We start from the raw sequence: 25,527 nt of genomic DNA on the forward strand, positions 1-25,527 counted from the left end.
CTGCCTGATAATCAAGGGGTTGCGGAAGGCGGAGTTTGTTCAAGCGGAGAGGGAGGGATTCGAACCCTCGGTACCCTTTCGAGTACACAGCATTTCCAGTGCTGCACAATCGACCGCTCTGCCACCTCTCCAGAAGGAATGGCCAAAGCCATTCTAAACCCATCGTCAGTTCCAGAATGCACCAGCTCATCACGGAGCTTGTGGCTGCCATTCTACTGATCGACATCACTACTCAGCGGCTTCTGTGCCTGCCTTGCGGGCAGCAACCAGTTCGTTGTTCTTTTCAATCACAGCGACTGCATTCAGCCGGCGGGAGATCTTCAGGCAGTTGGCTGAAAGCTCGCGGTAGGCTGGGTACTTCGAGAACTTCGACTGCTCAACGCCAGCCTTGCCCAGAGTTTCAGCCTGCTGAGCCAGTGCTTTGCGGGCGGAGGAAAGCTGACGTTCGAGAACTTCACGGCTGAGTGGCATGAAAAAAAACCTTTCGATACAGCTTCAACTTCTGCAAAGACATACGACAAAGGCAGAGTTGAATTCAATTGGCCTGGGCTAAGGTCTGTGGAAATCTTTTGTGGCAATCTGGCCAGAGCCAGTTCAGTGCAACCATTCCATGATGAACAGAATTCGCAGATCAGAACCGGCACCTCAATAACGCAATGCCGGGACTTGGCCCACGAAAGAACTGGGCAGTTTCGCAGATTGACCGCAGTCCTTCAACTCCACGGCCTATCAGATTTTTCAGCAGGCCCATGCAGCACCCTATGGCTGCGGCGGATTCTCCAGAGTTTGGTCGAGCTTGTTCAGTTGGTTGAACTCCCTGGTGACTTTTCGCCACTGGCAGATGGCTTTCGCCACAAATGTCTCGTTTTCGCCTCAAAGCCCTGTTGCCAAATTTCCCCAGTGGCATTTGTGGGATTCATATTCCACAAGACAATTCCATGAAATGCTTTACGTCGAAATTATGGCGACTGGGGTTTCATTCCCTGTGGTCTTCTGGCAACAGGAACAAGGGGAATCGATTTGAAAGGAGGTGGATGCCCAAAGCAGGGTTTAAAGCCGTAACATGAAACCTAGAAATGAGTTACGGGCAATAACCTGTCTCGGAGGTGTTCAGTTTGTGGAACGGCAAATTCAGTTTGGCATTCAAGGTGCTTTACAGTTTGTCATCACCCGGCAATGGCTCAACACTGCTCGCAACACTCAACAGTAAACACCAAACATCGACTCAGAAAGATCTCGAATCATGGCTCACCTGCTCAACCAACTGATGAACGACGAAGCCGGTTTCATTGTTTCCGCTGAACTCGTCCTCGTCTCGACCATTGCTGTCCTGGCCATGATCGTCGGCCTGTCCGAAGTCGCCCTTAACATCAACAACGAACTCGAAGACGTTGGGGCTGCTTTTGGCAACATCAACCAGTCTTACAAAGTCGGTGGACTGGATGGCCACATGGGTGGCACTTACGGCTCTAAGTACAGTGATCGTCAGGACTTCTGTGATAACTACTGCAACATCGTCCCGAACGGTGACTTCTCCGGTGAACGTCCATAACGCCGGCTGAAAAACTTGTTGAACGCTTCTCGAACGACGCAACGCACCATTGATGGCAGAATGAGAGACACCCAAAAGCAAAAGGCCTGTTGGACGGCAATCCAACAGGCCTTTTGCTTGAATGTTTTTAATAGGCAATCACGTTACAGCACGCCACCTTGACCGAACCGATGTGGCTGTTGGCGGGACGTGGCACGACTTCATTTCAAAATTACGTACGGACCTTAGCTCGCTTGGCCTTACGGGCCTTCGAACTGGCAGGACGTGTACCATGATTGGCGGGCTTCAGCTTGCGTGTGTTCTTGGCCATGTTGGGCTACTTTTGAGAAAGCACTAAACGAACTACAGGAATTTTTCCTTGGTCATCAAGGAGAAAAGAGTGTAATCGAGTCCATTCCCTTTGCCAAGCGAGTGCAGCCAGAGCCGGATTCTCTGCCCGGAAGAATGGCATAACTTCATTCAATGCATGGCGTTATTGCGATCTAAGCGATATTCTTCTGACATTGGTTTTGGCTGGGTCAGGTTCTGAATTCAGGAAAGTGCGGGACAATGAAAGGGCCATGGGGACGCATACAGACCGATTGCCGCCGCGTCTGGAAATGTCCGGCATGCGGGGCACAGCGCTTATTGCCAGCCACGATCACTTCGGTCGTTTGCCAATGTTCTGGGCGTGAAAGTGGGCCTCGGGGAAGTTCTGGTCAGGGTTCTCAGGATTCCCCCCGGTGGATGATTCTCGAAGAAGCCAGCCTCAGGAAGCTGCGTCCGATTGTTGAATTCGATCCTCACGCGCCACGCGGCCCTCAATTTCTGGAGGATGCTGACCCTCATCGCATTTCTCAGCCCGGTGTCGTGCAACCTCGCACAGTTCCTAAAGGGCCAAAGCCTCCTTACCAAGGAACTGCTGCCAGTTCTCGCCAGCCCTCAGCCCCCATCGATCCGCAAACACCCGGATCGGCAGCGAAGTCCGAAGACCGAACACCCTCTCGCAATGCGGCTGGCTTTCGAGAAACACACGAGAATCGATCCGATCGAAAACGTCGAGGTGTTGAGGAAATCCCCAACAGTCAGAATCAGGAACTGTTGGAACCTGATCTCCGTCATGAGTTGGAACCACAACCAGCCCTACCGCCCGATGTTCCTGAGATCAAATCTGCATCGGCAGCACGGGAATCCAGGCGAAATTTCCCCAATCAAGAGCCTCGTCGCTCGACAGGTTTGAGCCCGACAAGTTCAGACCCGTTAAGTGCCAGGCCTGCTGGTGCCCCAGAATCAAGCGATGATTTTGCAGCCGGACTTGATCTCGCGGAAACATCGGTCGCTCAGCAGACGCGATCTCAGCAGAGCCCTCAGGGGCGTCCACAAAAGCCGATTCAACAGCCTGCCGACGATAAAAAACGATCTGTGACGAAGCCTGCGAAAATGCCACAGCCAGAAGATGATGCCTTTGGAGAAGGATTGATTTCCTGAGACGAAGCTGGTCAGAACCTGCATAATGTTTGATGATCGGGAACACCAGGCGCGGTGGAAACGAACCTGAAGCAGAAAGTCTCGACGATGGGTTCGCCAGTTGAAAATGGTCAGACGGGATTCGCAGATGGAGGAACCAATCCTCTCACAGCGACTGACTGGACCATTGATGTCGAAGCGGAAATCCATCAGTTGGACCACCGGGCCTTTGTTGTCATGCCGCGAGTCCTTCGCCGGGTGATTCGCAGTGAACTGGAGCTGTCGAGCATCTGGTTGAGTGTCCCCCACTCGAGAACCTATGTGATTCCTCGCGACAGGCTGGTCTGGTTTGTGGCTCGTGATGAGCTGGGAATCGAGATCGGCGAAAGTTTGCCCGATACGATTATTCTCATTGCACGCGAAGATCGATTCGCAGGTTCACCCATTGAGAACAAGCCTCAATTGCTGAGGCTGTACTGGCGGGCGCTCTTTCATGCCCGGCTCGATCTGGCCATGTATCAAAAGGTCGAGCCCGGCCATTTTTCTCTGGCGGAACTGCGTTCGAGAATCGACCAGATTGGTCAAACAGAATTCGATGAGATCAAAGGAGTCTTAAAGAGTGAAGGTCTGCTTCTCGATCCAGAAAACCACCGGCAGATCTACGCCGAATTCGCCGCTTTGTTCTTCGAACTGAAATTTTTTGAGCCCGACCTGCTGTCGTACTACTTTCCTTCCCTTGGCATCAACGCTGCACTTGAATCCATGCTGCGCGAAGGGATTGCTGTCGAGGAGATCTATCGGGAAACATGCCCACAGGAGCTGAAGACCACAGAGAATCAGGAAGATCAGGTCATCCCCACGGAGGCGGTACCTGAATCCGGCCATCGAAAACGACCGAAACGATCAGCCGTCAGAGCCAGATGGTTTGTTAGAGCTGCCATCAAGCCCGCCGCGAGAGGTAACGATGCTCGTGCGGCAATTCTTCTGGCCAGCGCACTCGAAGCGGCACCGGCGGAGATGACTCGGGACATTCAGTCGCAATTCGAAACTCATCTGGATCGCCTCGCAACACGGCTGATTCACGCTCTCGAGCTGGAAGCCTCGACCCATGCTCGCTGGAAGGAAGTTCTCGCTTCACTCACAGAAGCTGCCCAGTATGGATTCTGGAATAACGCCTCGCGACTGGTTTACGACCTGCAGAAAGTTTGCATCGATTCCGAACGGGAAACCTATCAGATCGATACCTGGCAATGGCTGTTTTCCTTCGGACGTAAACCACTGAAAACGCCACTACCCAATCAGAAGCTCGTGCTGATTACCCGCCATTTGCGGTTGGCGATTTCCCGCATCGGAGCCGCACAGATTGCTCCCCGGCATCGCGATGAACTTTACCTGCTGCTGGAGGATGCAGCCCATGCCGCCGAGAAACTGGCACGCCGGCAATTGAAGCCTTTGATTGAAGAAGCCCTGCGATCTTCGGGGCTGGTGAGTACGAACTTTGTCGAAACGATGGCCTTTGGCAGAGTCGTCGATGAACTGCTTGATCACGTTGTTGAACGTGGCTTCTTTGGACTGGGGCATGTGCGCGATGCACTCTCGCGGAACGCTCTCAAGCTCTCTGATCTTTCAAGCGTCAAGGAGTTTTTTGGCGGAGACGCCTTGCTGAAAACTGATCGCGCACTGGAAAAACCGCTGGCAGGCGTCTATCAGCGCGGGCCGCTCTACCTGCGCGGTTTTCAGCGGTTGAGTTCGCTCGCTTTTGGTTTACCTGCTGGTCGGATTTTCACCAAATTTGTCGCACTTCCTTATGGCGGTGCATACGTGATCCTCGAAGGCTTGCAGCATCTCATCGGGCCGATTGTCGAATGGATGACGGAACATCATCTGCATCTGGCGACGCTGGAAAGTGTCGTTGTCTGCGGTACGTTTCTGTTGGCGCTGATTCATGTCCCGGCCTTTCGGCAGAAGCTGTGGAGCCTGACCGAATCGACCTGGAAATTTCTGCGAGCAGTGGCTTATGACATTCCCCATTGGTTACTCAAACAGAAGCTCGTACAGGCTTTTCTACGCAGCTTGCCAGTGAAAATCATCCGCCGGTATCTATGGACTCCAGCCCTGGTGACAATGGCCATCTGGCTGGCTGTCTGGGCCAGTGGCCAACTGCCTCAGCGATGGAACTGGATGGCCATGGGGACATTCGTACTGAGCCTGTTGCTGCTCAACTCGCGCATGGGACGAGACACCGAAGAACTCGTGACGGAATGGGCCTCAGAAATCTGGCATCAGTTCCGCGTTCGAGTGGTTGTAGCGCTGTTTTCATTCATTCTTGATATGTTTCGTCGTCTGATGGATCTGATTGAACGTGTTCTTTACACCGTCGATGAATGGCTGCGATTCCGCTCGGGGGAATCGGCCATCTCGCTGGGCTTCAAGGCCGTGCTGGGAGCGTTCTGGGGAATTGTCGCTTCCGTCGTCAGGTTCTGTGTCACTCTATTGATTGAGCCACAGGTCAACCCCATCAAGCACTTTCCTGTGGTGACAGTTTCTCACAAGCTGTTGCTGCCGTTAGCCATTCCCCTGACCAAGTGGAGTGCTCCGCTGTTATCACCCATTTTTTCAGCGTTTATCGGTCATCGATTTGGTCATTGGCTGGCCAATGCGATGGGGACCATCATCATTACCTGCATCCCGGGTGTGTTTGGTTTTCTGGTCTGGGAACTCAAAGAGAACTGGCGACTCTATAAAGCCAATCGCAGGAAAGAGGTCGGGCCAGCCATTATCGGACATCATGGCGAGACCATGCTCCGGTTACTCAAGCCTGGCTTTCACTCCGGAACCATCCCGAAGCTCTTTGCGCGCAGACGCAAAGCCGCCCGGCTCGATAAGCCGGAAGATCGCCTGCGCAAACTGGCTCGCACAGAGACTCAACTTGAGCAACTGATCGAGTCGCTGCAGCACTTTATTGAGCGTGACCTGTTGCGGTTTCTGGAGGCTTCCGAGCTGTGGACAAGGCCAGCGCCAGAGATCAAAGCGATGTCGATTGCGACCAATCGAATCATCATTCAACTCAGTAATCCTCAACTCCGTGAGCCTCAAACGAGTGATCCTGAATCTCTCGATGAAGATGCCGAACTGGAATTTGCCGAACAATCCGGGCTGATTGTGGCGGGCTGGAGAAAATCGGGCTGGATTCAACATCTTCCTGAGGCTGAGAGCCAGGTCTTACGACTGGCCCTGTTGGGTTTTTACAAATCCGGCACCGTGACTGTCATTCGCGAACAGATTGAAGCCAGGCTGTGCGATCATAATCGGCGTTACGATATTGGGACGGAAGGGATCATTCTGTGGCCTGATCCCAGCTATCGCGAAGAAGTGATCTACTCACTCACCGATCAGCCCGTCATTCATCCGCGTCCTCGCGCCGTTGCCAAAGCGAATGGCCTTGAGTCGATTCGCCGTGATGAAGTCCTTTATCAGGATCAGACTCTCGAATGGGATGCGTGGGTCGCTGCCTGGGAATGCCAGAAGCCCGCTGAATTAATGACTGATGGAGGACAACCTCGATTGTTGCCCTCCATCATGGTCTTCCCGGCAGAAGATCAACCGGCTGAAAATCAGGCCGCTGCGACTGAAGGTTGAGCCTGCGGAACTCGCCAGTAGACGCCAGTGCCATCAATGTTGAACATTGGGGCCTTGATCTTGTGAAGTTCGCGGAACTCGTCAATCGCTTCCCGGCAACCACTCCAGGCCAGATAGTCATCCACAACGACGAACCCGCCAGGGACTACGTTCTGATAGAGCGGCTTTAAAACATCCATGGTGGATTCGTACAAATCGCCATCCAGCCGCAATAACGCCAGTTTCCCCGGATTGGCATGAGGGAGTGAATCGCAGAACCAGCCTTTGAGAAACCTGACGTTCTCGTCGAGCAGGCCAAATCGTTCGAAGTTCGCCGAGACCGTTTCGATCGAGACCTTGAGGAAATCGCATTCGGAAAGATCGTGCCGCTTATCTTTGGTATCGGGGGCCAGACGCGGTTTGGGCAGCCCTTCAAAAGAGTCTGCGAGCCACAGTTGACGATGACCTTCGCCCAGATGATTCAGTAGAGCCTTCATGAACATGCTGGCTCCGCCACGCCAGACGCCCGCTTCGAGAATATTCCCGGGGATCTGTTCAGCCACAATGGTGCGGATGGCGACTTCGAGTTGATCGAGCCGTCGTTTTCCGACCATAGAGTAGCCAAACAGAGGCCAGTCTGTTCCCAGTTCTCGCTTCTTGGCATCGAAGTGCTGGGCTTTCACGACCAGATAGCCGCGTTTTGCCCAACTCTTGAGGAAGAACTGTCTCAGAGATTTCAGTGGACGGAACTTATCGCGGTGATAACCATCTTCACGGCGCCAGGCACTCTCTTCATAGACAGCCCCGGTGAGCACGTTCTTCAGCAGTTCAATGTAAGGGTCAGTACCAGCGACACCCGTCAAGGGTGGCATATCCGTCAATGGCGCTGCCAGATGGGACATCGCAGTTTCCGTAGTCTCAACGTGGTTGGGCATTTCTGTCATCGTGACGACAACAGCAGGCTGAAGTCCGTCTTCATGCTGAAGCGGGACTTCATACAGTGAATCGCCAATTTCTCCAATATCAGAAATTGAGACAGTTTCGACGTGAAGACCGTTCAGAAGCTGGAGTTCAGCCCGTGAGCCTGAAAGCTCTCGCCTCCGGTCGACCTGAAGTCGCGAAATTCAGGAGACATCAGCCTTGATGGCAGTCGGCGGTGCCAGTGGCTGTTGGGCCGCTGCGGGTGAAGTCGATTTTTCTTTTTCGGACGGATCCGAAGAGCCTTGATCCTTTCGCCGTTGATCTCTTTTTGGCTGATCTTTTGCAGGCTGATTGAGTGGCTCCAGAGCCGAGGCGGGTGTGCCCGCAGGACGTGGTTGAGGATAGGTCACACTTTTCACTGAAGTGGGATGCAGCAATCGCTGAGATTCCTCCAGGAGAAAATCGACGTCCATAAAAGGATCCGCGCCCAGATCATGCCAGCGGATCAGACCTTGTTCATCGATCAAAAAGGTGCCATGGATGGGCTGGCCTTCGAAGTCATCGTAGGCTTTGAACCGTTTGAAAACTTCCAGACTGTCGTCGCTCAGGAGGGGAATCGAGATTTGTGAGCCAAAGCGATCGATCGATTTTTTGAGGTCACTCAGATCGTCAGTACTGATGGCCACCACTGAGATTCCAGCGGCTTGAAAGTCGTTGACCTTCGGGAGAAATTTCTGGATCTGTTCGACGCAGTGCAGGCAGCCGGCTCCCAGATAAAAGATGACGATCGTCGGTTGGCCACGATAATCGTGACTGGAAACCGTACTGATTTCGGTTGAACCCGGGAGATGGCCGGGGAGCTGCCAGGTGGCACTCGCAGGAGGAGTCCACTGGATGGGCCCTAACGAGGCGAGTGTCGGACGGGCACCGATATCTGTGGGCAGAATTCGCGGGATACGCCAGTCGTCGGCAAAACCCCAGGCTCGCGCCTTGCTTGAAATCCGCTGCAGGGCGGGAGCGTCGAGATCAGCACTATGAGCCACCAAACGAAGCTGTTCAAAACGAGTTTTAGCCGCGGCTTCATCATTCAGTTCGATCAGTAACTCCACCAGCCAGGCCAGCGGCAACACTTCTTCAGCATGCTGACTGACATACTTCTCAAGTTCCTTCCGGGCTTCTTCTTTCTGACCCGCTGCCAGCCTCAACCGGGCCAGTTCACGCGCACTGGCTCCTCCAGCGGTGTTCAACTTGCGAATGGCTTCGGCGTAATCCCCTTTTCGTGCCAGTTCGATCGCCGTGATTTCATCGATGGCCCGATCAATTTGCCGCAAAGTATCGTCCGTCGATCGAACGGCCGACTTCCGAGCCGATTCGATCGCCTTCTCATCGCGAGGTTTACCCGGCTCTTTGGCCAGAACTTTAACTTCTGCCCGCGTCATCTCCAGTTCGCGATCTTCGACCAGTCGCTCGCGCCAGCCGCGAATGATGGCAGTGGTTTCATTGAATTTCGCGAGATTGCCTGTCGCATCGTAGGCGCGGGCCAGGGCTCTCAATCGCTTGATCTGTTCCGGAGTATGATCTGTCGGCGAAAGGACCGATTGATGGGCCGATGCAATCAGTTTTTCCCAGAGTTCAAACTGTGAGTATGCCTCCCACAACCGCAAACGCCCGAAGTGCTGGCTGCCATTGCTGGGAAAGCGGTTGTATTTGGGGTGCATAGGCATCGCGGCCATGTTGCCGGCAACATGGATGACGTCGTGCATCCGCCCCAGGAAGATCAGATTTCGGCATAGCCACTCGTTGTTGTGGGCAAAATTATGAATCTGGTCGGGCATGACCATGTCACGCATCATGTAAGCATGATCCACCCTCGCGGAAGCCTCCTGTTGGAAGGCTGCATCGGCATATCGTTTCATTCCCGAATAAATGTGCCCAGGCATATGCCACATGTGGGCAATCCCGGGAGCTGCCTGACCACATTGCGCTGCCGAAGCCAGCGCCTGTTCGCGGCGTTCGTAATCCCATAGATGGATGACGAAATGATGGCAAGGATGCTGTGGATTTTTCGCAAGAATCGAATCCAGCAAAGCACTCATCGCCAGATGATTGGTGATTGGCAGATCATTCCGCACCTGCCACGTCTGCAATGCCAGGAAGGCCTTGGCTTCGAGATCAGCAGGGTTCTCGTAGACGATCTTTTCGTAGTCTTTGATACTCTTTTGAGCCCGTTCTCGCTTCTTGTCACCTTCGCCTTTGGTATCAAAGGCATACCAGTTCGCAAGGGCATCAATATACAGCTTTTCGCGAGGACTGGCCTGCTCTTTGCGTTTCACGGCCTCTTCAATGAACTTTCTGGCCCGGGATTCATTATTGGTATTGGCCATCGCCATGCCCCAATAGGCAATCGCACAATCGGGATCAAGTTGAGCAGCCTGCCGGAAGGATCGTTCGGCTTCAAAATACCAGAAGCCATGAAGTTGACCGACGCCTTGATTGATCCATGCCTGCACCTGGCTGTGCTGACTTGTCACAGGAAAATAGATCTGCCCCGTGGTCCCCATCAGGTACGCCGCTTGCCTGGGGCCCTGATCGAAGGCATCGCCATGATAAGAATGCCCGGCAACAACAGCGTTCTCTGGCGCGACAGCACTGGCCGGTACTTCAGCAGCGTTCAAAGAGTGCGAAGGATCAGCGAACCCAGCCTCCCCAAGAGGGGTTGCCCAGAATGCCGCAGCCAGAATTGTGACCGTGATGCCAGAACAAACAGGGGACTGTGCAGGGTTCAGCAGGTGGGAAGTCTGCGACATGGATCGCTTCCGGGAATGGCGGGGAAATCAAAAGATTTGTTCAATCCTGCGATTCTAAAAAATCGACAGAATCAGGCCGATGAAAAAAGTATATCCCCAGGCGGGGACATTGCAGTTTGAATCTGGCGGGAAACGAGCGAATCCTGCAGAGAGTCTTCCGGCTCAATCATCACAAAGTCTTCAAAGCATCACCTGGCTGGTAACGCAAACCAGGTGATGCTTCGTGATGAAAGGATTCAGAACATTGCCCTGAGTTGAACAGCAGGCAAAAGTCCTGTGAGTTGATCCATTTACTTCTGGTCGCCAGCCTTCTCTTCCACTTCAGGGAGCGGGCCATAAATTTTGGCCAGAGCATCTTCGAGAACCTGCCCGCGGGCCTTGACGGTAATCACTTTTCCATCGGCACCAATCAGAATGCAGGTGGGAATCGCATTGACACCATAGAACTTGGCAATCGGGTTGCTCCAGCCGGCTGCTTTGGTTTCCGAGGTATTTGCCGGGTAGAGGTTAACCCAGGGAATTTCCCGCTTCTCGATGAATTCCTTCAACGGCTCGATGCTGTTATCCAGGCTGATCCCGACGACTTCAAAGCCTTTGTCGTGATAAGCCTCATGGAGTTTCTTGACTCGTGGAATCTCGGCAACGCAGGGGGCACACCAGGTGGCCCAGAAGTCGACAAGAACCACTTTGCCTTTGAGAGAAGCGAGATCGAAATCCTTGCCTTCCACGGTTGTGCCGACAACTTCCATCGAGTTGCCCACCAATCCCAGACGCCGTGAAGCGCCGCGAACTCGTTCGGCAATCGGTGTGACCGTTTCCTTGTCAGTCGATTCCAGCAGATCGGCCAGACGGGACATATAGCTGGCAGCGAGAGCAGGATCTTTGCCATATTCGAGTGTGCGACCTGCCTCTGAGGCGAGCTTGATGCTCTCTGTCGAGAAGTCAGCCACTTTGACGCGGTTGAGTGTCTCAGCGAGCAGCGTATCCACCGCTGCAGGTTCCAGTTGAGGAATGGTCAGAATCCGCAAACCATCGATTTTTTCTGAGGCCATTTTGGCAATGGCTGGTCGGGTATCTGTTGCCAGCCGATTGGCAATGGTGAGTGCCGACTGTGCCGATCCCGGCGCTTCAAGCTTCAGCAGCGCTGCCTGCGCATTGAGAAGTAATCCTGCAGCCTGCAGAGCCTGCTTTTCATTGGCGGCTGGATCAGCCAGAACTTTTTCAGTGGCTGTAGTGACAAGATTATTGGCTTTGAGTCTCAGAGCATTCATCTCTTCGAAAGAGCTGACCTTCTGCCTGGAAAGAACCATCGGCGAAGAAAGTCTTCGGGCCGAGGCCAGCAGTTCAGGAATGCCGCTTTCAGGGAGTTGGAAAACATCTTCGGGGAGCTTCAGGTCGAGATCTTCCGGGAGCAACCCCTGCATGGCTGCTGCACGAATCTTGGCAGCTTTGGCCTTGGCTTCATCGGCTGCTTCCTTATCGTCGGTCGGCTTCGCTTCAGTGTTCCCCGTGGTGATCTGTGCTGCTGGTACCGTCGCTGGTTTTTCCTGAGCCAGGGAGACACTGCTTGTCATAGCCACGATAGCCAGTGCCGCCCAGTTTTTGCCCACAATCGTCCACGAATTCCGAGAAAACCAATGATCGTTAATCTGACGCATAACCGAAGCCCTCTAAGATTGAAAATATAAGGTTTTCAAGACTTTCCAGAACGAGTTCCACTGAGCTGGAATCGTTGGAAATGAAGAATTCTCCCCAGGGAAATCTTCAGTGAGCGTCCCTGCGTTGTATCAATTCGATTCGCAAAATGCACGAAGAAAGTTAGAGAACTCTGGAATCGTCTGAGTTCCAGCGATCAAAGCTCGAACGGGAAACAAAACAGCCCTTCACAAGGAAGGGCTGTTTGGCGACTTGATTGATTGTGTCGATCAACTCTGGCGATCGAACAGGCCGCCCGATCACAAGAAGCCTGACTTCTTTTCGGCGTTACTTCTTCTTGGCAGGAGCGTCGTCTGTGGTCTCGTCTTTCGGCTCTTCCTTGACTGGCCCGAGCAATTTGGCGAGTTCATTGGTTAGATTCTCGCCGCGTGCTTCCAGGGAGATCACTTTCCCTTCGGCATTGATCAGAATGCAGGTGGGAATGCCACTGATGCCGTAGTAAGCAGCCTGAGGGCTGGACCAGCCACCCGGTGCTTCTTCAGTCCCCTCATGGAAGAGAGTTGTCCAGGGAACATTCTTCTCTTTGAGGAAGGCCATGAGATCTTCTTTGCTGTCATCAAGGCTCACCCCCACAACTTCAAAGCCCTTATCGTGATAAGCCTCGTAAGCTTTTTTGAGGTTGGGCATTTCCGCAATGCAGGGGCCGCACCATGTCGCCCAGAAATCGACCAGCACGACTTTCCCCTTCAGGCTGGCCAGATCGAAGGGCTTGCCATCGACAGTCGTCCCCTTCAGAACCATCGTATTGCCCGGAAGATTGATGCGGCGAGCCATGCCACGCACCTGTTCTGCCGCCTGCTTGATTTCTTTCTTATCGGCCTTGTCCAGCAGGTTGGCAAGATCACCCAGGAAATCCACAGCAGGGCCAGTTTCGGGCATCGATTCGAGCACCATTGCCAATTGCATCCCCATGCCAATACTTTCTTCCGAGTACTTGGTCGTCTCGATGGCTTTGAGAATATCGGCCGAGAGTGTGGCTCGTTCCTGAGCGGTCAAGGTTGGTGCCGAAAGCACACGCAACATGAGGAGCTGCTGATTCGCCAGGTCCGAGATTTCTTTGCGAGTATCGGCTTTCAGTTTGGTCGCTGCAGCCAGGGCAGCTTCCTGAGCACCATCAATCTGCGCGCTTGCTAATAAAGTGTGTGCCTGGAGATGCATTTCAGCGGCTTCGACGGCTGTATCTAACTCCACCTTAGGCATGGCCAGAACTTGTCCAGTCCCTTCGATAATCGTTTTTTGAACTCGAATGGCGTGTTCAATCGCCTGCTGACGACTTTTGAGTCGCGGACGCTTCTGCTGCAGATCTTCGAGGAATTCGAGAATATCATCTGCAGATCCCTTGGGGATGGCATACAAGGCGTCGCTGACTTCTTCCTGCTTCAGTGGGTCTTGCGGTGCAGGCTTGGCAGCGGCAGCAGGGGGGGCTCCGGCTTCCTGTGCCATAGCCGAGAACTGGCTGCCAGTCGCCAGCGCGACGGCAAATACAAACTTTCCAGCCACCACTGGCCAGGTGCAGACATTTCGGGACATCGATGGCTGGTGCGTTGATTTGTGTGTCATTGACCAGCGGATTCGGGATCGAAGCATGTGATGACTTTCAGGCTGTTCCATTAGGTATTGGCAGGCGTTCGTGCATCCTCGCAGAACTTCGCCGGGTGAATTGTCATCTTCATGAACCAGAATTGCACCTCAATTCTGCGGGGAATCACTCGATTTTCTTCACATTCCCCCTGAAATCTGCCCATGGCAAGACCGCCGATTTTCACGGTGATCGAGTGACATGAGGGAATCTCGACGGGGCGGAATTCCAGGAAAAATTCGGGTAACCGCATCAGTCACTCGCAAACCGTGGAAAACAAATCAACACTCGCTTGTGTCATGCTGGGGTGAGCAGGCAAGATATGTCGAATTGTCCTTTTGTAGGTATTTCTTCACCGTTTTTGCCAATCCCAGACCAATTCTCTCGTTGAGTGTGTGGCCCATGATCAAGCATCCGTGGTTTCGGTCGTTCTCGATGCGCATTTTTGCGGCTGGTGCCCCCTTTTTTGTCAGCCAGTTGTTGGTTCCGCCAGCTCATCAAGTTCTCGCTGAAGATGTTCAGCCAGCCTCGGCCATGAATCCGATGAACTCGGCTGCAGCCGGGCAGGAGTCGAGTGCCAATCCACCCGTCGAAAAGACGATGCCTCCCGCACCGAATTCCCCAGTGATGATGGTCGACGAAGTGGCTCCTCCAGCCGTTCCCAAAGAGCCGGCCTCTTCGCCGATGCCCTCTTCGCCTAAGGCAGATGAAACCGGCGAGAAAGCATCGGACGCAAAACAGCCGACGAAGCAGCCCGAGCCAAAGCCAAAAAGCGCAGATCAACCTGCGGAACCCAAAAAATCTGAGCCAGCGAAGCAGCCAGCACCATCCAAACCGGTACCATCGAAGCCCGCGCCTCCAAAGCCGGCTCCGACCAAACCAGCCGCACCACCCAAACCCGTCGATAAACCCTTTCTGTCACCGACCGGCGTGGATCTGAAAAAAGGGGCGATTCGGGTCGAGGATGCCGGGCCTGATTTTGCTCTCCAGGGCGAATATATGGCCTGGGATTGGTCTGCAGAAAAAGGTTGGCACTGGCTGGGAATTCAAGTCGTTGCCACAGGAGATGGGACGTTTGACGCCATCGCTTACCCCGGAGGATTACCCGGCAATGGAGTCACTTCACGCGCTACCATGCCCATCGGAACTCCGCAGATCAAGGCCGATTCCGAGTTATTACCAACGTTATGGCAAGGGAGTGGCAAAGCTACACCGGAAGGTTTACTGATCACCTTCAGTCAACCTTCCGAAGGACGAAAATTTGTCACAAAGGATGGGCAGACTGGCCAACTTTTCAAAGGTGATGGGGCCTTGATTTCCCATGCCATCAAGTGGTCACGAAAGAGCCAGCGTGAAGGAGCACGACCTCCAGCGAATGCCGTGGTGCTGTTTGATGGGACAGACAACGGCCAGTTGAAAAACCTGAAAGTTTCGCCAGAAGGTCTGATGCAGATTGGTTCCGAAACCCAAGGGGCGTGGCAGAATTTCCATTTGCATGCCGAGTTCAAAACACCCTTTATGCCGTTCGCTAAAGGGCAGGCACGGGCCAACAGTGGCTTTTATCTCCAGAAGCGGTACGAAGTGCAGGTACTGGATTCGTTTGGGCTGATTCCGCAGTTCAACGATGCTGCTGCAATCTATCGCAACAAAATGCCCGACTTGAACATGTCGTTCCCGCCACTTTCGTGGCAGACCTATGACATTCAGTTTCAAGCACCTCTGTTCGATGCACAGGGAACCAAAATTCAGAATGGGCGACTGACTGTCTGGCACAACGGTATCGTGGTGCAGAATCACGTTTCATTGGAAAACAAAACCGGGGGTGGCAGCAAAGAAGGGCCTGAAGCACTACCGATTCTGTTCCAGAATCACGGAAACCCCGTTGAATTCCGCAATCTCTGGTTGGTGGAATTGGCACCCCAGGTGCTACAGGTGACTGCAACCCAGCCATCGCCCGCCAGTCCAACGGCCGTTGCTACACCCAACGCCTGTGTCTCGACCACGCCCTGCTGTCCTCCGAAAAAGCTTCGCCGTTCTGCACACTGCCGCAGATAACCTGTTGCGAATACACATGTTATGGCAGACAGAACAAACATCTGTTTCAGCGAAGTCATGGGCCCTCATTCCACGATTCCGCTGAGACGAGTCTGACAGGAGCGATACTCTGCTCGGAACTGAGGGTTAAAAACTGTGTGTAGGATCGTCGCGAATCTGCGATGCTACTCGTTTTGTTCCTGAATCACTGCCATCGACAGCCTGGAGCAAGCCCATGCCCGGTTCCACCACAATGACCAGAGTTGCTGAAAACGGCCTTCGATGGGGCTACTGCCTCTTCTTTGTGGCCTCGTTTTCCTGGGGCAACATCGCAGCGGCACAGGATGGCGAAGACCGCTCGGCCCGATTCTGGGGCATGATGGATCGTGATGGCGATGGTGTTCTCTCTGGCGAGGAACTCGATCGCGTGCCCGGCTTTTTGCGTGGCCGCCTCGAAGAAAGTGGCGTCGATCTTTCGCGTCCTGTCAGTCGGGAAGATTTTTCAGGCGTCATGGATCAACTGCGGCGGCAGCGAGAAGAATCTGGTGGTGGTTTCGGTGGTGGCCCTCCAGGCGGTTTCGGAGGCGGCCCACCAGGTGGCTTTGGCGGCGGTCCTCCGGGTGGCTTTGGCGGGGGCGGTTTTGGCGGTGAAGGCTTTGGTGGTCGGGGCAGTCGTGGTGGAGAAGGCAGCGGCTTTGGTGGCGGTGGAGATGAGCGCAGTGAAGGGGGTCGCGGTCGAGATCGCGGAAGTGATCGTGGCAAGAAAACGGAAGTTCCGAAGTACGATTTTCCCCGCACGTTGCCGGATGATTACAAACCCTTCGACCTGGATGCCGACAATCAGATTTCGTTTGCCGAGTGGCCACGCTCCCGCAGGGCAGATTTCGCTTCCTACGACCATAACGGCGATGGGTACATCACTCCCGCAGAGATTCGCCTCCCCGCCTTCGCAACGAAAACAGCAGATGAAATTGTCAGCGAAGCCATGGCTGCCCGATTGCTCGGTGCCACTGGGAGTGGATCAGCCGTCGCGAGCAACCTTTCGGCGACATCGGCAAGTTCAGGAGCGATATCCGGAAGTGAGGGGCGCGACCGTGGTTCTCGTGATCGAGGCGGACGAGGAGGCCCTCCTCAGGCCGGAAGTTCATCAGGTGAAGACGCCATTGCCGTCGAAGCCAAAGGGTATTTTGACCGGCTCGACACCAACAAAAATGGCTCCGTCGATCCCGATGAATGGAGTGTCAGTAAACGACTGAAGCCACTGTTCGAAAAAGTGGGGGCCGATCTCACAAAATCACTCACTCTGGAAGAGTTCACTGTCAGTTATCGCAAGACCAAGTAGTTAATGGAAAACCTCGACTCGTCACAGTGTCTGCTCGTCACAGTGTCTGCTCGATACAGTGACTGCTCGATACAGTGACTGCTCGATACAGTGACTGCTTGATACAGTGACTGCTTGATACAGTGACTGCTTGATACAGTGACTGCGCGATACAGTGACTGCTCGATACTGCGAATACGAGATTGAGTTCTGCCAGAGATTCACTCAAAGGCTTGTCATGCCCACACCTCTCGAACAGGCAGCAGCGAGGCTGGCAGGCAGACTGGCCGAGAACAAACAGAGGTTAATCCTTGCCGAAAGCTGTACGGCTGGATTGGTCAGCGCCACTTTGGCACAGACTCCTGGGATCAGTACATGGCTCTGTGGATCTGCGGTTGTTTATCAGGAACAGACCAAAACGGCCTGGTTGGGTGTGTCGCCAGCGACTCTCGCCCAGTACACCGCCGTCAGTCGTGAAGTCGCTCAGGCGATGGCTGCTGGTGTCCTTCAATTAACCCCTCAAGCGGATATCGCCGCCGCCATTACAGGTCATCTGGGGCCGCACGCACCCATTTCCCAGGATGGTGAAGTCCATGCAGCGATTGTCTTTCGAGACGCAAATCAAATCCTGAAAAGCACTTGCTGGCATCTGCCATCTCAAGTCCCTGCGGAGATTTCTGAGACGCTGCGTGTCTGGCGGCAACATGAAGTCGCACGCCTGTTCATTGAATTTGTGACAGAACAGATCCCAGGCCCTCAGGCAGAATTCATAGCCAAATAATTGACTATCAAAATGGTGATAGATAAGCTCCTGGCGAGGTCTTCGTGTTTTTGAGTCAGGCGGCCAGCCTGTCGACTGTTGGTTGTCTCTGAATTCTCTAAAGGTAGGCATCATGGTTTTGCGTAATGGCTTCCATTTCTCTTTGATCTGCCTCATAGGGATCTGCCTGGTGGGGATTTCGTCGATCGACGATCTGGCACAAGGAGCCGAGCAAACTCAGACCACCAGGAAGCCGAATGTCATTATCTTCTACGCGGATGACCTCGGATGGGGAGAAACCGGGATTCAAGGGAATCCACAGATCCCCACGCCACACATCGACTCACTCGCTAAAAATGGGGTAAGGTGCACCCAAGGTTATGTCGCAGCGACCTACTGCAGTCCTTCCCGAGCCGGCTTGTTGACTGGCCGCTATCCCACCCGCTTCGGGCATGAGTTCAATCGAATTGCCAATGTCTCTGGCCTCGATCTTCAGGAAACAACACTGGCTGATCGTCTGCATGGCTCAGGCTACAAAACAGCCTGCGTCGGCAAATGGCACCTCGGCGACGGCCCGGAGTATCGACCCACGAAACGAGGTTTTGACGAGTTCTTTGGCACGCTCGCGAACACCCCGTTTTTTCATCCCACAAAGTTTGTCGATTCCCGGGTCTCGAATGATGTCGCAGAAGTCTCCGACGAAAACTTTTACACCACAGACGAATATGCCAAACGCTCGGTCGAGTGGATTGAACAGCAACGGCAGTCCCCATGGTTTTTGTATCTTCCATTCAATGCACAGCATGCTCCTCTGCAGGCTCCCCAGAAGTACCTCGATCGCTTTGAATCAATTACAGATCCCAAACGAAAACTCTTTGCAGCCATGATGTCAGCCATGGATGATGCCATTGGGCAGGTGCTGGGCAAGGTGCGAGAACTGGGGCAGGAAGAAAACACTCTGATCTTCTTCATTGCAGACAATGGGGGCCCGACTCAGGGCACGACATCTCAGAATGGGCCTTTGCGTGGCTTCAAAATGACCACGTTCGAAGGGGGCACACGCGTGCCGTTCCTCGTTCAATGGAAAGGTAAGCTCCCTGCCGGAAAAACTTACGACAATCCTGTCATCAATCTGGATGTTCTGCCAACCGTGCTGACTGCCGCAGGGAGCAAAATCGATCCCGCGTGGAAGCTGGATGGTGTCGATCTGGTCCCTTATTTCACAGGTTCGATCGCAAACAAGCCCCACGAAACCTTGTACTGGCGATTTGGTGAGCAATGGGCTGTTCGACATGGTGATTGGAAGCTGGTCGTCGCCCGCGGTGGTAGTGGACAGCCCGAACTCTACGATCTGGCGAGTGATATCTCCGAGTCCAAAAATCTGGCCTCGGAAAACCCCGCCAAGGTCAAAGAATTGCAGGCTCTATGGGATCAATGGAGTCACGAACAGGCCGCTCCCAAAGTTGTTGACCAGCCCAACAACGCCAAGAAGGCAGGAAACAAAAAAGGAGCCAAAAAGAAAGCCGCAGCCGGTTCCGCCACCTAGTCACGTTTTGCATAAACAGTCAAGCTCCGTCCCATGCTTGCAGCTCTGGGCAAGCATGTCTTCATGATCCAAAACGCACTGTTGTTTCTTGGGGATACATTAGCATGGTTTTCCGCAAACCGTCCCCCTGAGGGAAAGCTTACGACTCTGCGGGCATCGAAAGGATCATGCCCCAGAGTCCCAAAGCAGGAACCAGGCGCGCTTGTGGGAATTCACCCGCCAGAATGCCTGCACTTCCTCCCGTCAGCAGCAGGACAGGGGGCTGAGTGCGGGCCGATAAGCGGGTTGAAATCTCGCGAATTGCTCCCACATGCCCCCAGAAGAGTCCGCTCGACATGGCGGCACGGGTGTTCCGGCCAATCACATGAGGATGAGGTGCACTCAGTTCCTGCCGGCTGATCAGCGGAAGTAACGCTGTGTACTGATGCAGAGCGCGAGCCCCCAGTTCAATCCCGGGAAGTATCGCACCTCCACAAAACCGGCCCGTCGCATCGACCCAGTCAATGGTGGTCGCTGTCCCTGCATCGACCAGTATGGCCGGTTGATCGGGTAAGCGAATCGTATTCCCGGCAACGGCGTTAAAAAGTCGATCCAGACCCACACGTTCCGGGGCATCGACATCAATCACGATCGGCAAATCCAGGCCACTCCTCAGCACGTGAGGGCGTGGCCAGAAGCTCTGTTTCGCTGCTTCACCAGAACGCATGCCAACTTCTGGCCAGGCAGCCAGCAAACAATCGAGTGCTCTGGGATTGGATCCACCAGCAATCGATTGCAGCTTATTGGCACCCGAAGCCATGGCCCTCTGGCACCATTGATTCAGGATCTCGACCGGCAGGGGAGATTGCAGATCAAGCGCCAGAAATTCGATTGGTTCTTCGAATTGAGCATGGCTTTGATCGCGAAAGAGGCCAAACTTTACCCGGCTGTTGCCCGAATCAATCGCCAGAGACCAGGTCTGCATCATAACAAATTCTCGAACGATCTTTCGTAGAAACAGAATTGACCCACATCGGGAATCGTCGGATGATCTGGGCAGACTCGAATGATTCACACTTGAGCTTGTCTCGTGAAACAGACGTGTGAATTAAGGATAGTTGTTTGCTTGCCTGCAAGGAAGGATGCCTCATGGCCGATGGACAATCTGCGACTGGTTCGAATGGAAACAGCACTCTGAACGTGGCACAGCCGCAAATTCAGGAACCTGCCGATCTCAAACCGCTGTACTCAAATTTCGCGCGTGTCGCGGGGACACCCGAGGAAGTTGTGGTCGATTTCGGGCTGGATCCCATGCCGTTTTCAAACACGGCTCGTCAGATCAAGATTTCTGAGCGAGTCGTCATGAACTACTACACCGCCAAGCGGTTGTGGGCAGCTTTAGGGGCCTCTTTGCAGCGATTTGAGCAGGCTTTTGGCCCACTGGAAATTGATGTTTCCAAACGTGCCAAGCAGCTTCCTGAATCGAAATAGCTGATCCGTCGTAGGAAATCACAGCGGCACGAAATCGCAAAAAACTTCAGCCAAGCCAACAAACGTCTGGAGACAGTTCCTCTCCTGTCCAGGTTCAATTTCTGAACTCGACAGGAGAGGTTTGTTTTTCAATGATCGATTTGTTCGAAATTTTTGCCAGCGTCCCAGATCGAGTACGTTCCGATGACTTCCCAATTATCACCCCTGCAGGCTCTGGAATTGTGGAAAAGCTACATGCTGGCTTTGAAAAAGCTCTCTGCCGATCAGGCACAGCTCATCGAGCAGGAAAACTACGCCGATCTCATTGCTTTATTGACTCACAAACAGCAACTGCTCGATTCCATGGCCGAACACCGCAAGGCTTATCGAGATGTCTGGGAATTGATTCGCACCCAGGGCCAATCACTCCCAGCCACAGCTCAAGAACTCTTCTCAACCCGTATTCGCGAGATCACCACGCTCACGGAAGAGCTGCTGGCAGTAGAATCCAGGGCTTCGACAGCACTTTCTGCCCGCAAAAATGAGGTGCAAGCAGCACTTTCTGCCGCTTCTTCCGCTCAGGCAGCGGCCTCCGCCTACGATTCTGCAAATTTTGCGGAAAATAGGGCTCGCGTCGTTTGGGAAAGTTAGTTACATACCACGCACCGCTGACGTTCATGTCAGTTTTGTCTCTCAAAACCTGCCTTGCTCCCCTCTCCAAGTTTTCAGTATTCCTTTCGCATTGCCTCGAATTTCCGCCACTGGTCATGCTGCTCAATCGAGCGGTGATCAATGGATGAATCGCTCAAGAACCTCCTCGCCTTGTGAATCTGCTTCTCCATCCTTTCGCTGAATCTCCCACAACCTGTTCAATTTCCCCGTCTTTGAATTTGCCTCGCTAGACAGTCAGGCTGAGACCTTTCAGCGCTCACTGTTGATCGATAACGGCTCTTCCTGAGCCTGCCTTTCCCCTCCTGCCGTTTAATTCCCGCCCCCCCTCCCTCCTGTCGAAGATCAATGTATGAATCCCGACATCATTCCATTCCCACGGCGTGTGGCTGCTCCTGTCGACAGCTCGATCAGCGTGCTGGTCGTCACGAATGATCCTTCGATCGGCGACCGTCTCGCGGCCGACGTTCAAACAGCAGGCTTCCACCTGAAGCGCTGTGCGACCGTCGATGCAGCCGTGCAGATTCTGTCGACTGTCCCTTCGGACATCTGTATCGTCGGACCACTTGGCCTGCAGGATTCTGTGGCCCAACTGGCTGGCCAGATCTCGCAACGAGGCTGGGCCACTCAGTTGCTCCAGGTGGCATCTCACCCCGGCGAGTTCGCACAGCACTCCACAGTGGCTGGTGTCGAACACCTGACCTGGCCTGTCAACTCGACAGTCTTCTATCAGCTTGTCTCGGGTGCTGCCCAGCGTGGCCGCCTCAGTTCAGAAAACCGCCGGCTGAAGCGTCAGATTTCCAATCGAAATCTGCGGGATATGGTGGGCCACAGCCCTGCCATGCAGACCTTCCGCCAGCAGATTCAGCATGCCGCCGAGCAGGCCGGTTCAGTACTGATTGTGGCTGAACCTGGTGCCGGTGCCACGATTGCTGCTCAATCGATTCACGAAGCCAGCCGACGTGGCTCCCGCCCATTCATCCGCGTCGATTGCCATGTCCTTTCGGTCGAAGCTCTCGAAGTGGAACTCTTCGGTGCACCCTGCCCACCACAAGAAGATGGTCGCCAGCACCTGCCGGGCCGTATCCATCAGGCCGAAGGCGGAACAATTTACCTCGACGGGATTGATAACCTTGCCATTCCTGCTCAGCGACGCTTGCTGAACCTCGTACGCCAGCAAAGACGCGAGCACCCGATCACTGGCGAACCCATTCGGGCCGATGTGCGAATCATGGCCTCGACCTCCATCCGGTTGACACAACTCGTCAGCCGCAATCTCTTCCGGGCTGATCTGGCGGAAGCTCTGCAGGATTATGTTGTCGAAGTTCCCGCTCTGCGTGAACGACCCGAAGACATCGCCACACTCGCTGAACACTTCCTGCATCGTGTTTCCGTTCGCGAAGGCCGTCCCCCACGCATGCTGACTGTCGAAGCTCTCGACCGATTGCGTCAGTGGAAATGGCCCGGCAACATCCGTGAACTCGAAAACGTGATTGACCGAGCCTGTTCCATCGACTGCAGTCACAAACTCACAGCCGATATGATCGAGCCCTGGATTCAGAAGCCACTGGCCCAGGAAGAAGAAGATATCGTGCCCGGCCTGACTCTGGCCGAAATGGAACGCAAGCTGATCGAATCAACCTTCACCCGCTTTGAAGGAAATCGCGAAAAGACAGCTCGTGCTCTCCAGATTGGGATTCGCACACTCTCAGGTAAGCTCCGCGAGTATGGCTACCCACCACGAGGGGGGCCCGGCTCAAACCGCATTGCAGCACCGGCAGAGACAGTCGAAACTGTCGAGCCGATGATCAGCACGTTCGAAACCCGTGCTGCCTGATACAGAAGTCACCATACGCCATACTCGTTCTCGAGTATGGCGTATTGGTGTTTTGATCGAGGTCTATTGCGAATGAAATTCTTTCTAACTGTTTTGATGAACTAAGATCCTCTGGCTTCTCCCCTTCGACCCTTTTTTCCTTCTCCCCTTCTTGAAATCACCCTTCTCAACCTCACACTTCTCAGGTTCACACTGAGGCACGTTCCATGTTCAATCACCTGCTCACATCACAAACATCAAACCTGCTCAAACAAACAGCCAAGTTTGCAGAACTCAGGCAGGATGTCCTCGCAGGAAACGTCGCCAATATCGATACTCCCGGCTATCGCATGCGCGATCTGCCTGTCGCCGACTTTCAAAATGCACTCAAAAAAGCCTATGAATCACAGACTGCACAGCCAGCCAGCCTGCATTCGCCATTAGCAAATCCGGAAAATCCTTTAACAGATCTCCTCTCACCTTCAGCCACATCAGTTCACACTACGAATTTCTTTCCCGAGTCACTCTTTCAGGCGAGTGAAAAGAAAACACAGCCAGGTATTACCTTCCAGGATGCAAACAACCGCAGCATCGAACAGCAGATGACACAGATCTCCAAGAACTCGATGTTGCAAAGCTTTGCGACGGAATTATTGAATCTGCAATATAACCAGCTTCAATCAGTCATCAGTGAGCAGGTCTAACATATCATGTTCCATACTCTTGATATCAGTACCAGTGGTTTAATTGCCCAGCGAACCCGGATGGATACAATCGCCGGCAATATCGCCAATGTGAATACGACACAGAATGAAGAGGGCAAGATTGCTCCTTTTCAAAGACGGCTCGTCATGATGCAACCAACCTCTGTCGGCACGACCAGTCCCACTGGCAGCCAGGGAGTGGCATCCACAGTTGAGATTGATACCGTCTCGCCGCCGCGAATGGCCTATGAACCCGGCCATCCCCATGCCAACGCGGAGGGAAAAGTCCTTTATCCGAACATCAACGTCGTGACAGAATTCGTCAATGCCATGGAAGCCAGCCGGGCTTATGAAGCAAACGTTACGACGATGGAAGTCACCAAAGATATGATCCAGAACACCTTTCGCCTCTTGGGTTGATAAATAAGTGGCTACCTCTTAAGTAGGGTGCATGCCAATGCACCAATTCGTATGAATTCGCGGCCAGCACAACTTGGTGCAAGAAACTATCAATAAGAACTGGTGCATTCCGTAAGAACTGCATGCACCCTACTGGCTGATTGGGATACTATCAAAATGCATTGTAGGTAGATTTCCATGACAAACATGGTCTCACAACCGGCGTTTTTCCCGGCCCCCGGGCAGGCCGTCCCCTTTACGGCCTGGTCCCAGCCACTGGCACTTCCAGAATCGCTTCCAAATACACAGCCCACAGTCTCCTTCGCAGATTTATTGAGCCAGTCGCTGGATGCCACCAACGGCCAGCAACAACAGATGCACTCCCAGATTGCAGGAAGTTTGACAGGCTCCGATTTGTCGATGGTTGAAACGTTCTCAGCAGCTCGGGAAGCGGATCTGGCATTGAAATTGACTTTGCAAATTCGCAATAAGCTGATCGAAGCCTATCGCGAAATCCAGAACATGCAGCTTTGATACATCATTGATGATTGGTAGCTTTCGGCATTCTTAAGCGATATCGGTCTCGTAGAAATCTCCGGTATCTCGCACCAGGAGCTGTGCCTTGTGAAGCGGTTGGTCACGACAATTTCGACAATCACTCTGATCCTGCTGCTGCTCTATTGGCCGCTGATGTTCTTCCTCACACACCGGCCCGTTGTGCCCAAGATCGTGCCGCGACTCCCCGATTATGTGCTGCACTTTACCGGTTACGCCTGCCTGGGATTTCTCTTTGGTGTCAGGCATCAGGTTCTCAGACGCGTAACCTGGCAGCGTTTTGCCATCGCCATGCTCGTCATCGCGATTTATGCCGCTCTTGATGAACTGACACAACCCTACTTTCGTCGTCAGGCAGATGTCTGGGATTGGGTCGCAGATCTTACTGGCGCTGTGGTGGGGTGGTTGGTAGGTGTTCTACTTCTATCATGCCTGCGCCGCATTCGAGGATCTCTGCGCAGACATCCACGACATGGCGATCAATAAATTCTGATCTCGAACGACGCTGCGATAGATCTTTACGCTGATGAGATGTCTCTTTCAGCGTGAAAACTGCGAAAAATTGCAGATGGCAATTTCTGCCGCAATCGATGGCATTCAAACACTATAGAGCGCGTTGTTTCACACAGAAAAAT

At 53.6% G+C, this 25,527-nt stretch carries 21 protein-coding genes and 1 tRNA gene; 14 read left to right on the plus strand and 8 right to left on the minus strand.

The features are described 5' to 3' along the window. Nucleotides 1-44: 44 nt before the first annotated feature. Together A6X21_RS01440 and A6X21_RS01445 are read right to left on the minus strand one after the other, a co-directional pair. Nucleotides 45-131, minus strand: a tRNA-Ser gene (locus A6X21_RS01440). Nucleotides 132-228: 97 nt separating this feature from the next. Next, a complete protein-coding gene (locus A6X21_RS01445; protein ID WP_013112178.1) occupies nucleotides 229-471 on the minus strand; it encodes a hypothetical protein in 243 nt (80 codons plus the stop codon). 772 nt (nucleotides 472-1,243) lie between these two features. Between A6X21_RS01445 and A6X21_RS01455 the strand changes: the two genes are divergently transcribed. Then, the gene (locus A6X21_RS01455; protein ID WP_068845545.1) at nucleotides 1,244-1,552 is read left to right on the plus strand and encodes a branched-chain amino acid aminotransferase; all 309 of its coding nucleotides are present in this window, start codon (nucleotides 1,244-1,246) and stop codon (nucleotides 1,550-1,552) included. Between the two features lie 211 nt (nucleotides 1,553-1,763). Here the strand turns inward: A6X21_RS01455 and A6X21_RS25695 are convergent, their stop codons facing one another. Then, complete coding sequence (locus A6X21_RS25695) at nucleotides 1,764-1,862, minus strand: 50S ribosomal protein bL37 (protein ID WP_369299131.1); 99 nt, start codon at nucleotides 1,860-1,862, stop codon at nucleotides 1,764-1,766. Nucleotides 1,863-2,101: 239 nt separating this feature from the next. Here A6X21_RS25695 and A6X21_RS01460 point away from each other — a divergent pair, with 239 nt between their 5' ends. Beyond that, complete coding sequence (locus tag A6X21_RS01460) at nucleotides 2,102-3,019, plus strand: hypothetical protein (protein WP_131818132.1); 918 nt, start codon at nucleotides 2,102-2,104, stop codon at nucleotides 3,017-3,019. An 87-nt stretch (nucleotides 3,020-3,106) separates the two neighbouring features. Continuing rightward, complete coding sequence (locus A6X21_RS01465; RefSeq protein WP_131818133.1) at nucleotides 3,107-6,637, plus strand: hypothetical protein; 3,531 nt, start codon at nucleotides 3,107-3,109, stop codon at nucleotides 6,635-6,637. Here A6X21_RS01465 and A6X21_RS01470 read toward each other — a convergent pair. The 4 genes from A6X21_RS01470 to A6X21_RS01485 all read right to left on the minus strand — a co-directional run bounded on the left by A6X21_RS01470 (nucleotide 6,613) and on the right by A6X21_RS01485 (nucleotide 13,647). Then, complete coding sequence (locus A6X21_RS01470; RefSeq protein WP_165603649.1) at nucleotides 6,613-7,518, minus strand: TylF/MycF family methyltransferase; 906 nt, start codon at nucleotides 7,516-7,518, stop codon at nucleotides 6,613-6,615. The two genes, A6X21_RS01465 and A6X21_RS01470, sit on opposite strands and share 25 nt — an antisense overlap. A 222-nt stretch (nucleotides 7,519-7,740) precedes the next feature. After that, the gene (locus A6X21_RS01475) at nucleotides 7,741-10,344 is read right to left on the minus strand and encodes a redoxin domain-containing protein (protein WP_068845549.1); all 2,604 of its coding nucleotides are present in this window, start codon (nucleotides 10,342-10,344) and stop codon (nucleotides 7,741-7,743) included. A 290-nt stretch (nucleotides 10,345-10,634) separates the two neighbouring features. Beyond that, on the minus strand, nucleotides 10,635-12,002 hold the full coding sequence (locus A6X21_RS25095; protein WP_068845550.1) for a TlpA family protein disulfide reductase: 1,368 nt from the start codon (nucleotides 12,000-12,002) through the stop codon (nucleotides 10,635-10,637). A gap of 325 nt (nucleotides 12,003-12,327) precedes the next feature. After that, the gene (locus A6X21_RS01485; RefSeq protein ID WP_165603650.1) at nucleotides 12,328-13,647 is read right to left on the minus strand and encodes a TlpA family protein disulfide reductase; all 1,320 of its coding nucleotides are present in this window, start codon (nucleotides 13,645-13,647) and stop codon (nucleotides 12,328-12,330) included. A 394-nt stretch (nucleotides 13,648-14,041) separates the two neighbouring features. Here A6X21_RS01485 and A6X21_RS01495 point away from each other — a divergent pair, with 394 nt between their 5' ends. The 4 genes from A6X21_RS01495 (at nucleotide 14,042) to A6X21_RS01510 (ending at nucleotide 19,300) form a co-directional block, all read left to right on the plus strand. Beyond that, nucleotides 14,042-15,694, plus strand: a complete 1,653-nt coding sequence (locus A6X21_RS01495; protein ID WP_068845558.1) for a 3-keto-disaccharide hydrolase — start codon at nucleotides 14,042-14,044, stop codon at nucleotides 15,692-15,694. A 214-nt stretch (nucleotides 15,695-15,908) separates the two neighbouring features. Next, a complete protein-coding gene (locus A6X21_RS23955; RefSeq protein WP_068845560.1) occupies nucleotides 15,909-17,015 on the plus strand; it encodes an EF-hand domain-containing protein in 1,107 nt (368 codons plus the stop codon). 217 nt (nucleotides 17,016-17,232) lie between these two features. Beyond that, nucleotides 17,233-17,775 (plus strand): CinA family protein, encoded by a 543-nt coding sequence (locus tag A6X21_RS01505; RefSeq protein WP_068845562.1) that lies wholly within the window; start codon nucleotides 17,233-17,235, stop codon nucleotides 17,773-17,775. Nucleotides 17,776-17,887: 112 nt separating this feature from the next. Next, the gene (locus A6X21_RS01510) at nucleotides 17,888-19,300 is read left to right on the plus strand and encodes a sulfatase (RefSeq protein ID WP_068845565.1); all 1,413 of its coding nucleotides are present in this window, start codon (nucleotides 17,888-17,890) and stop codon (nucleotides 19,298-19,300) included. 139 nt (nucleotides 19,301-19,439) lie between these two features. Here the strand turns inward: A6X21_RS01510 and A6X21_RS01515 are convergent, their stop codons facing one another. After that, on the minus strand, nucleotides 19,440-20,264 hold the full coding sequence (locus tag A6X21_RS01515; protein ID WP_165603651.1) for a type III pantothenate kinase: 825 nt from the start codon (nucleotides 20,262-20,264) through the stop codon (nucleotides 19,440-19,442). 164 nt (nucleotides 20,265-20,428) lie between these two features. Here A6X21_RS01515 and A6X21_RS01520 point away from each other — a divergent pair, with 164 nt between their 5' ends. The 7 genes from A6X21_RS01520 to A6X21_RS01550 all read left to right on the plus strand — a co-directional run bounded on the left by A6X21_RS01520 (nucleotide 20,429) and on the right by A6X21_RS01550 (nucleotide 25,378). Continuing rightward, nucleotides 20,429-20,770 (plus strand): DUF3467 domain-containing protein, encoded by a 342-nt coding sequence (locus A6X21_RS01520; protein WP_068845567.1) that lies wholly within the window; start codon nucleotides 20,429-20,431, stop codon nucleotides 20,768-20,770. Between the two features lie 183 nt (nucleotides 20,771-20,953). Further along, entirely contained in the window at nucleotides 20,954-21,400 is a 447-nt protein-coding gene (locus A6X21_RS01525) for a hypothetical protein (protein ID WP_131818134.1), read from the plus strand. Nucleotides 21,401-21,770: 370 nt separating this feature from the next. After that, complete coding sequence (locus A6X21_RS01530; RefSeq protein ID WP_068845569.1) at nucleotides 21,771-23,255, plus strand: sigma-54-dependent transcriptional regulator; 1,485 nt, start codon at nucleotides 21,771-21,773, stop codon at nucleotides 23,253-23,255. A 206-nt stretch (nucleotides 23,256-23,461) separates the two neighbouring features. Beyond that, complete coding sequence (gene flgB / locus A6X21_RS01535; protein WP_068845570.1) at nucleotides 23,462-23,938, plus strand: flagellar basal body rod protein FlgB; 477 nt, start codon at nucleotides 23,462-23,464, stop codon at nucleotides 23,936-23,938. 6 nt (nucleotides 23,939-23,944) lie between these two features. After that, entirely contained in the window at nucleotides 23,945-24,358 is a 414-nt protein-coding gene (gene flgC, locus A6X21_RS01540) for a flagellar basal body rod protein FlgC (RefSeq protein ID WP_068845572.1), read from the plus strand. 177 nt (nucleotides 24,359-24,535) lie between these two features. Next, on the plus strand, nucleotides 24,536-24,871 hold the full coding sequence (gene fliE, locus A6X21_RS01545) for a flagellar hook-basal body complex protein FliE (RefSeq protein WP_083233323.1): 336 nt from the start codon (nucleotides 24,536-24,538) through the stop codon (nucleotides 24,869-24,871). 90 nt (nucleotides 24,872-24,961) lie between these two features. Further along, the gene (locus tag A6X21_RS01550; RefSeq protein ID WP_068845576.1) at nucleotides 24,962-25,378 is read left to right on the plus strand and encodes a VanZ family protein; all 417 of its coding nucleotides are present in this window, start codon (nucleotides 24,962-24,964) and stop codon (nucleotides 25,376-25,378) included. Nucleotides 25,379-25,527 lie beyond the last annotated feature (149 nt).

This window comes from Planctopirus hydrillae, assembly GCF_001707835.1.
GTDB lineage: Bacteria > Planctomycetota > Planctomycetia > Planctomycetales > Planctomycetaceae > Planctopirus > Planctopirus hydrillae.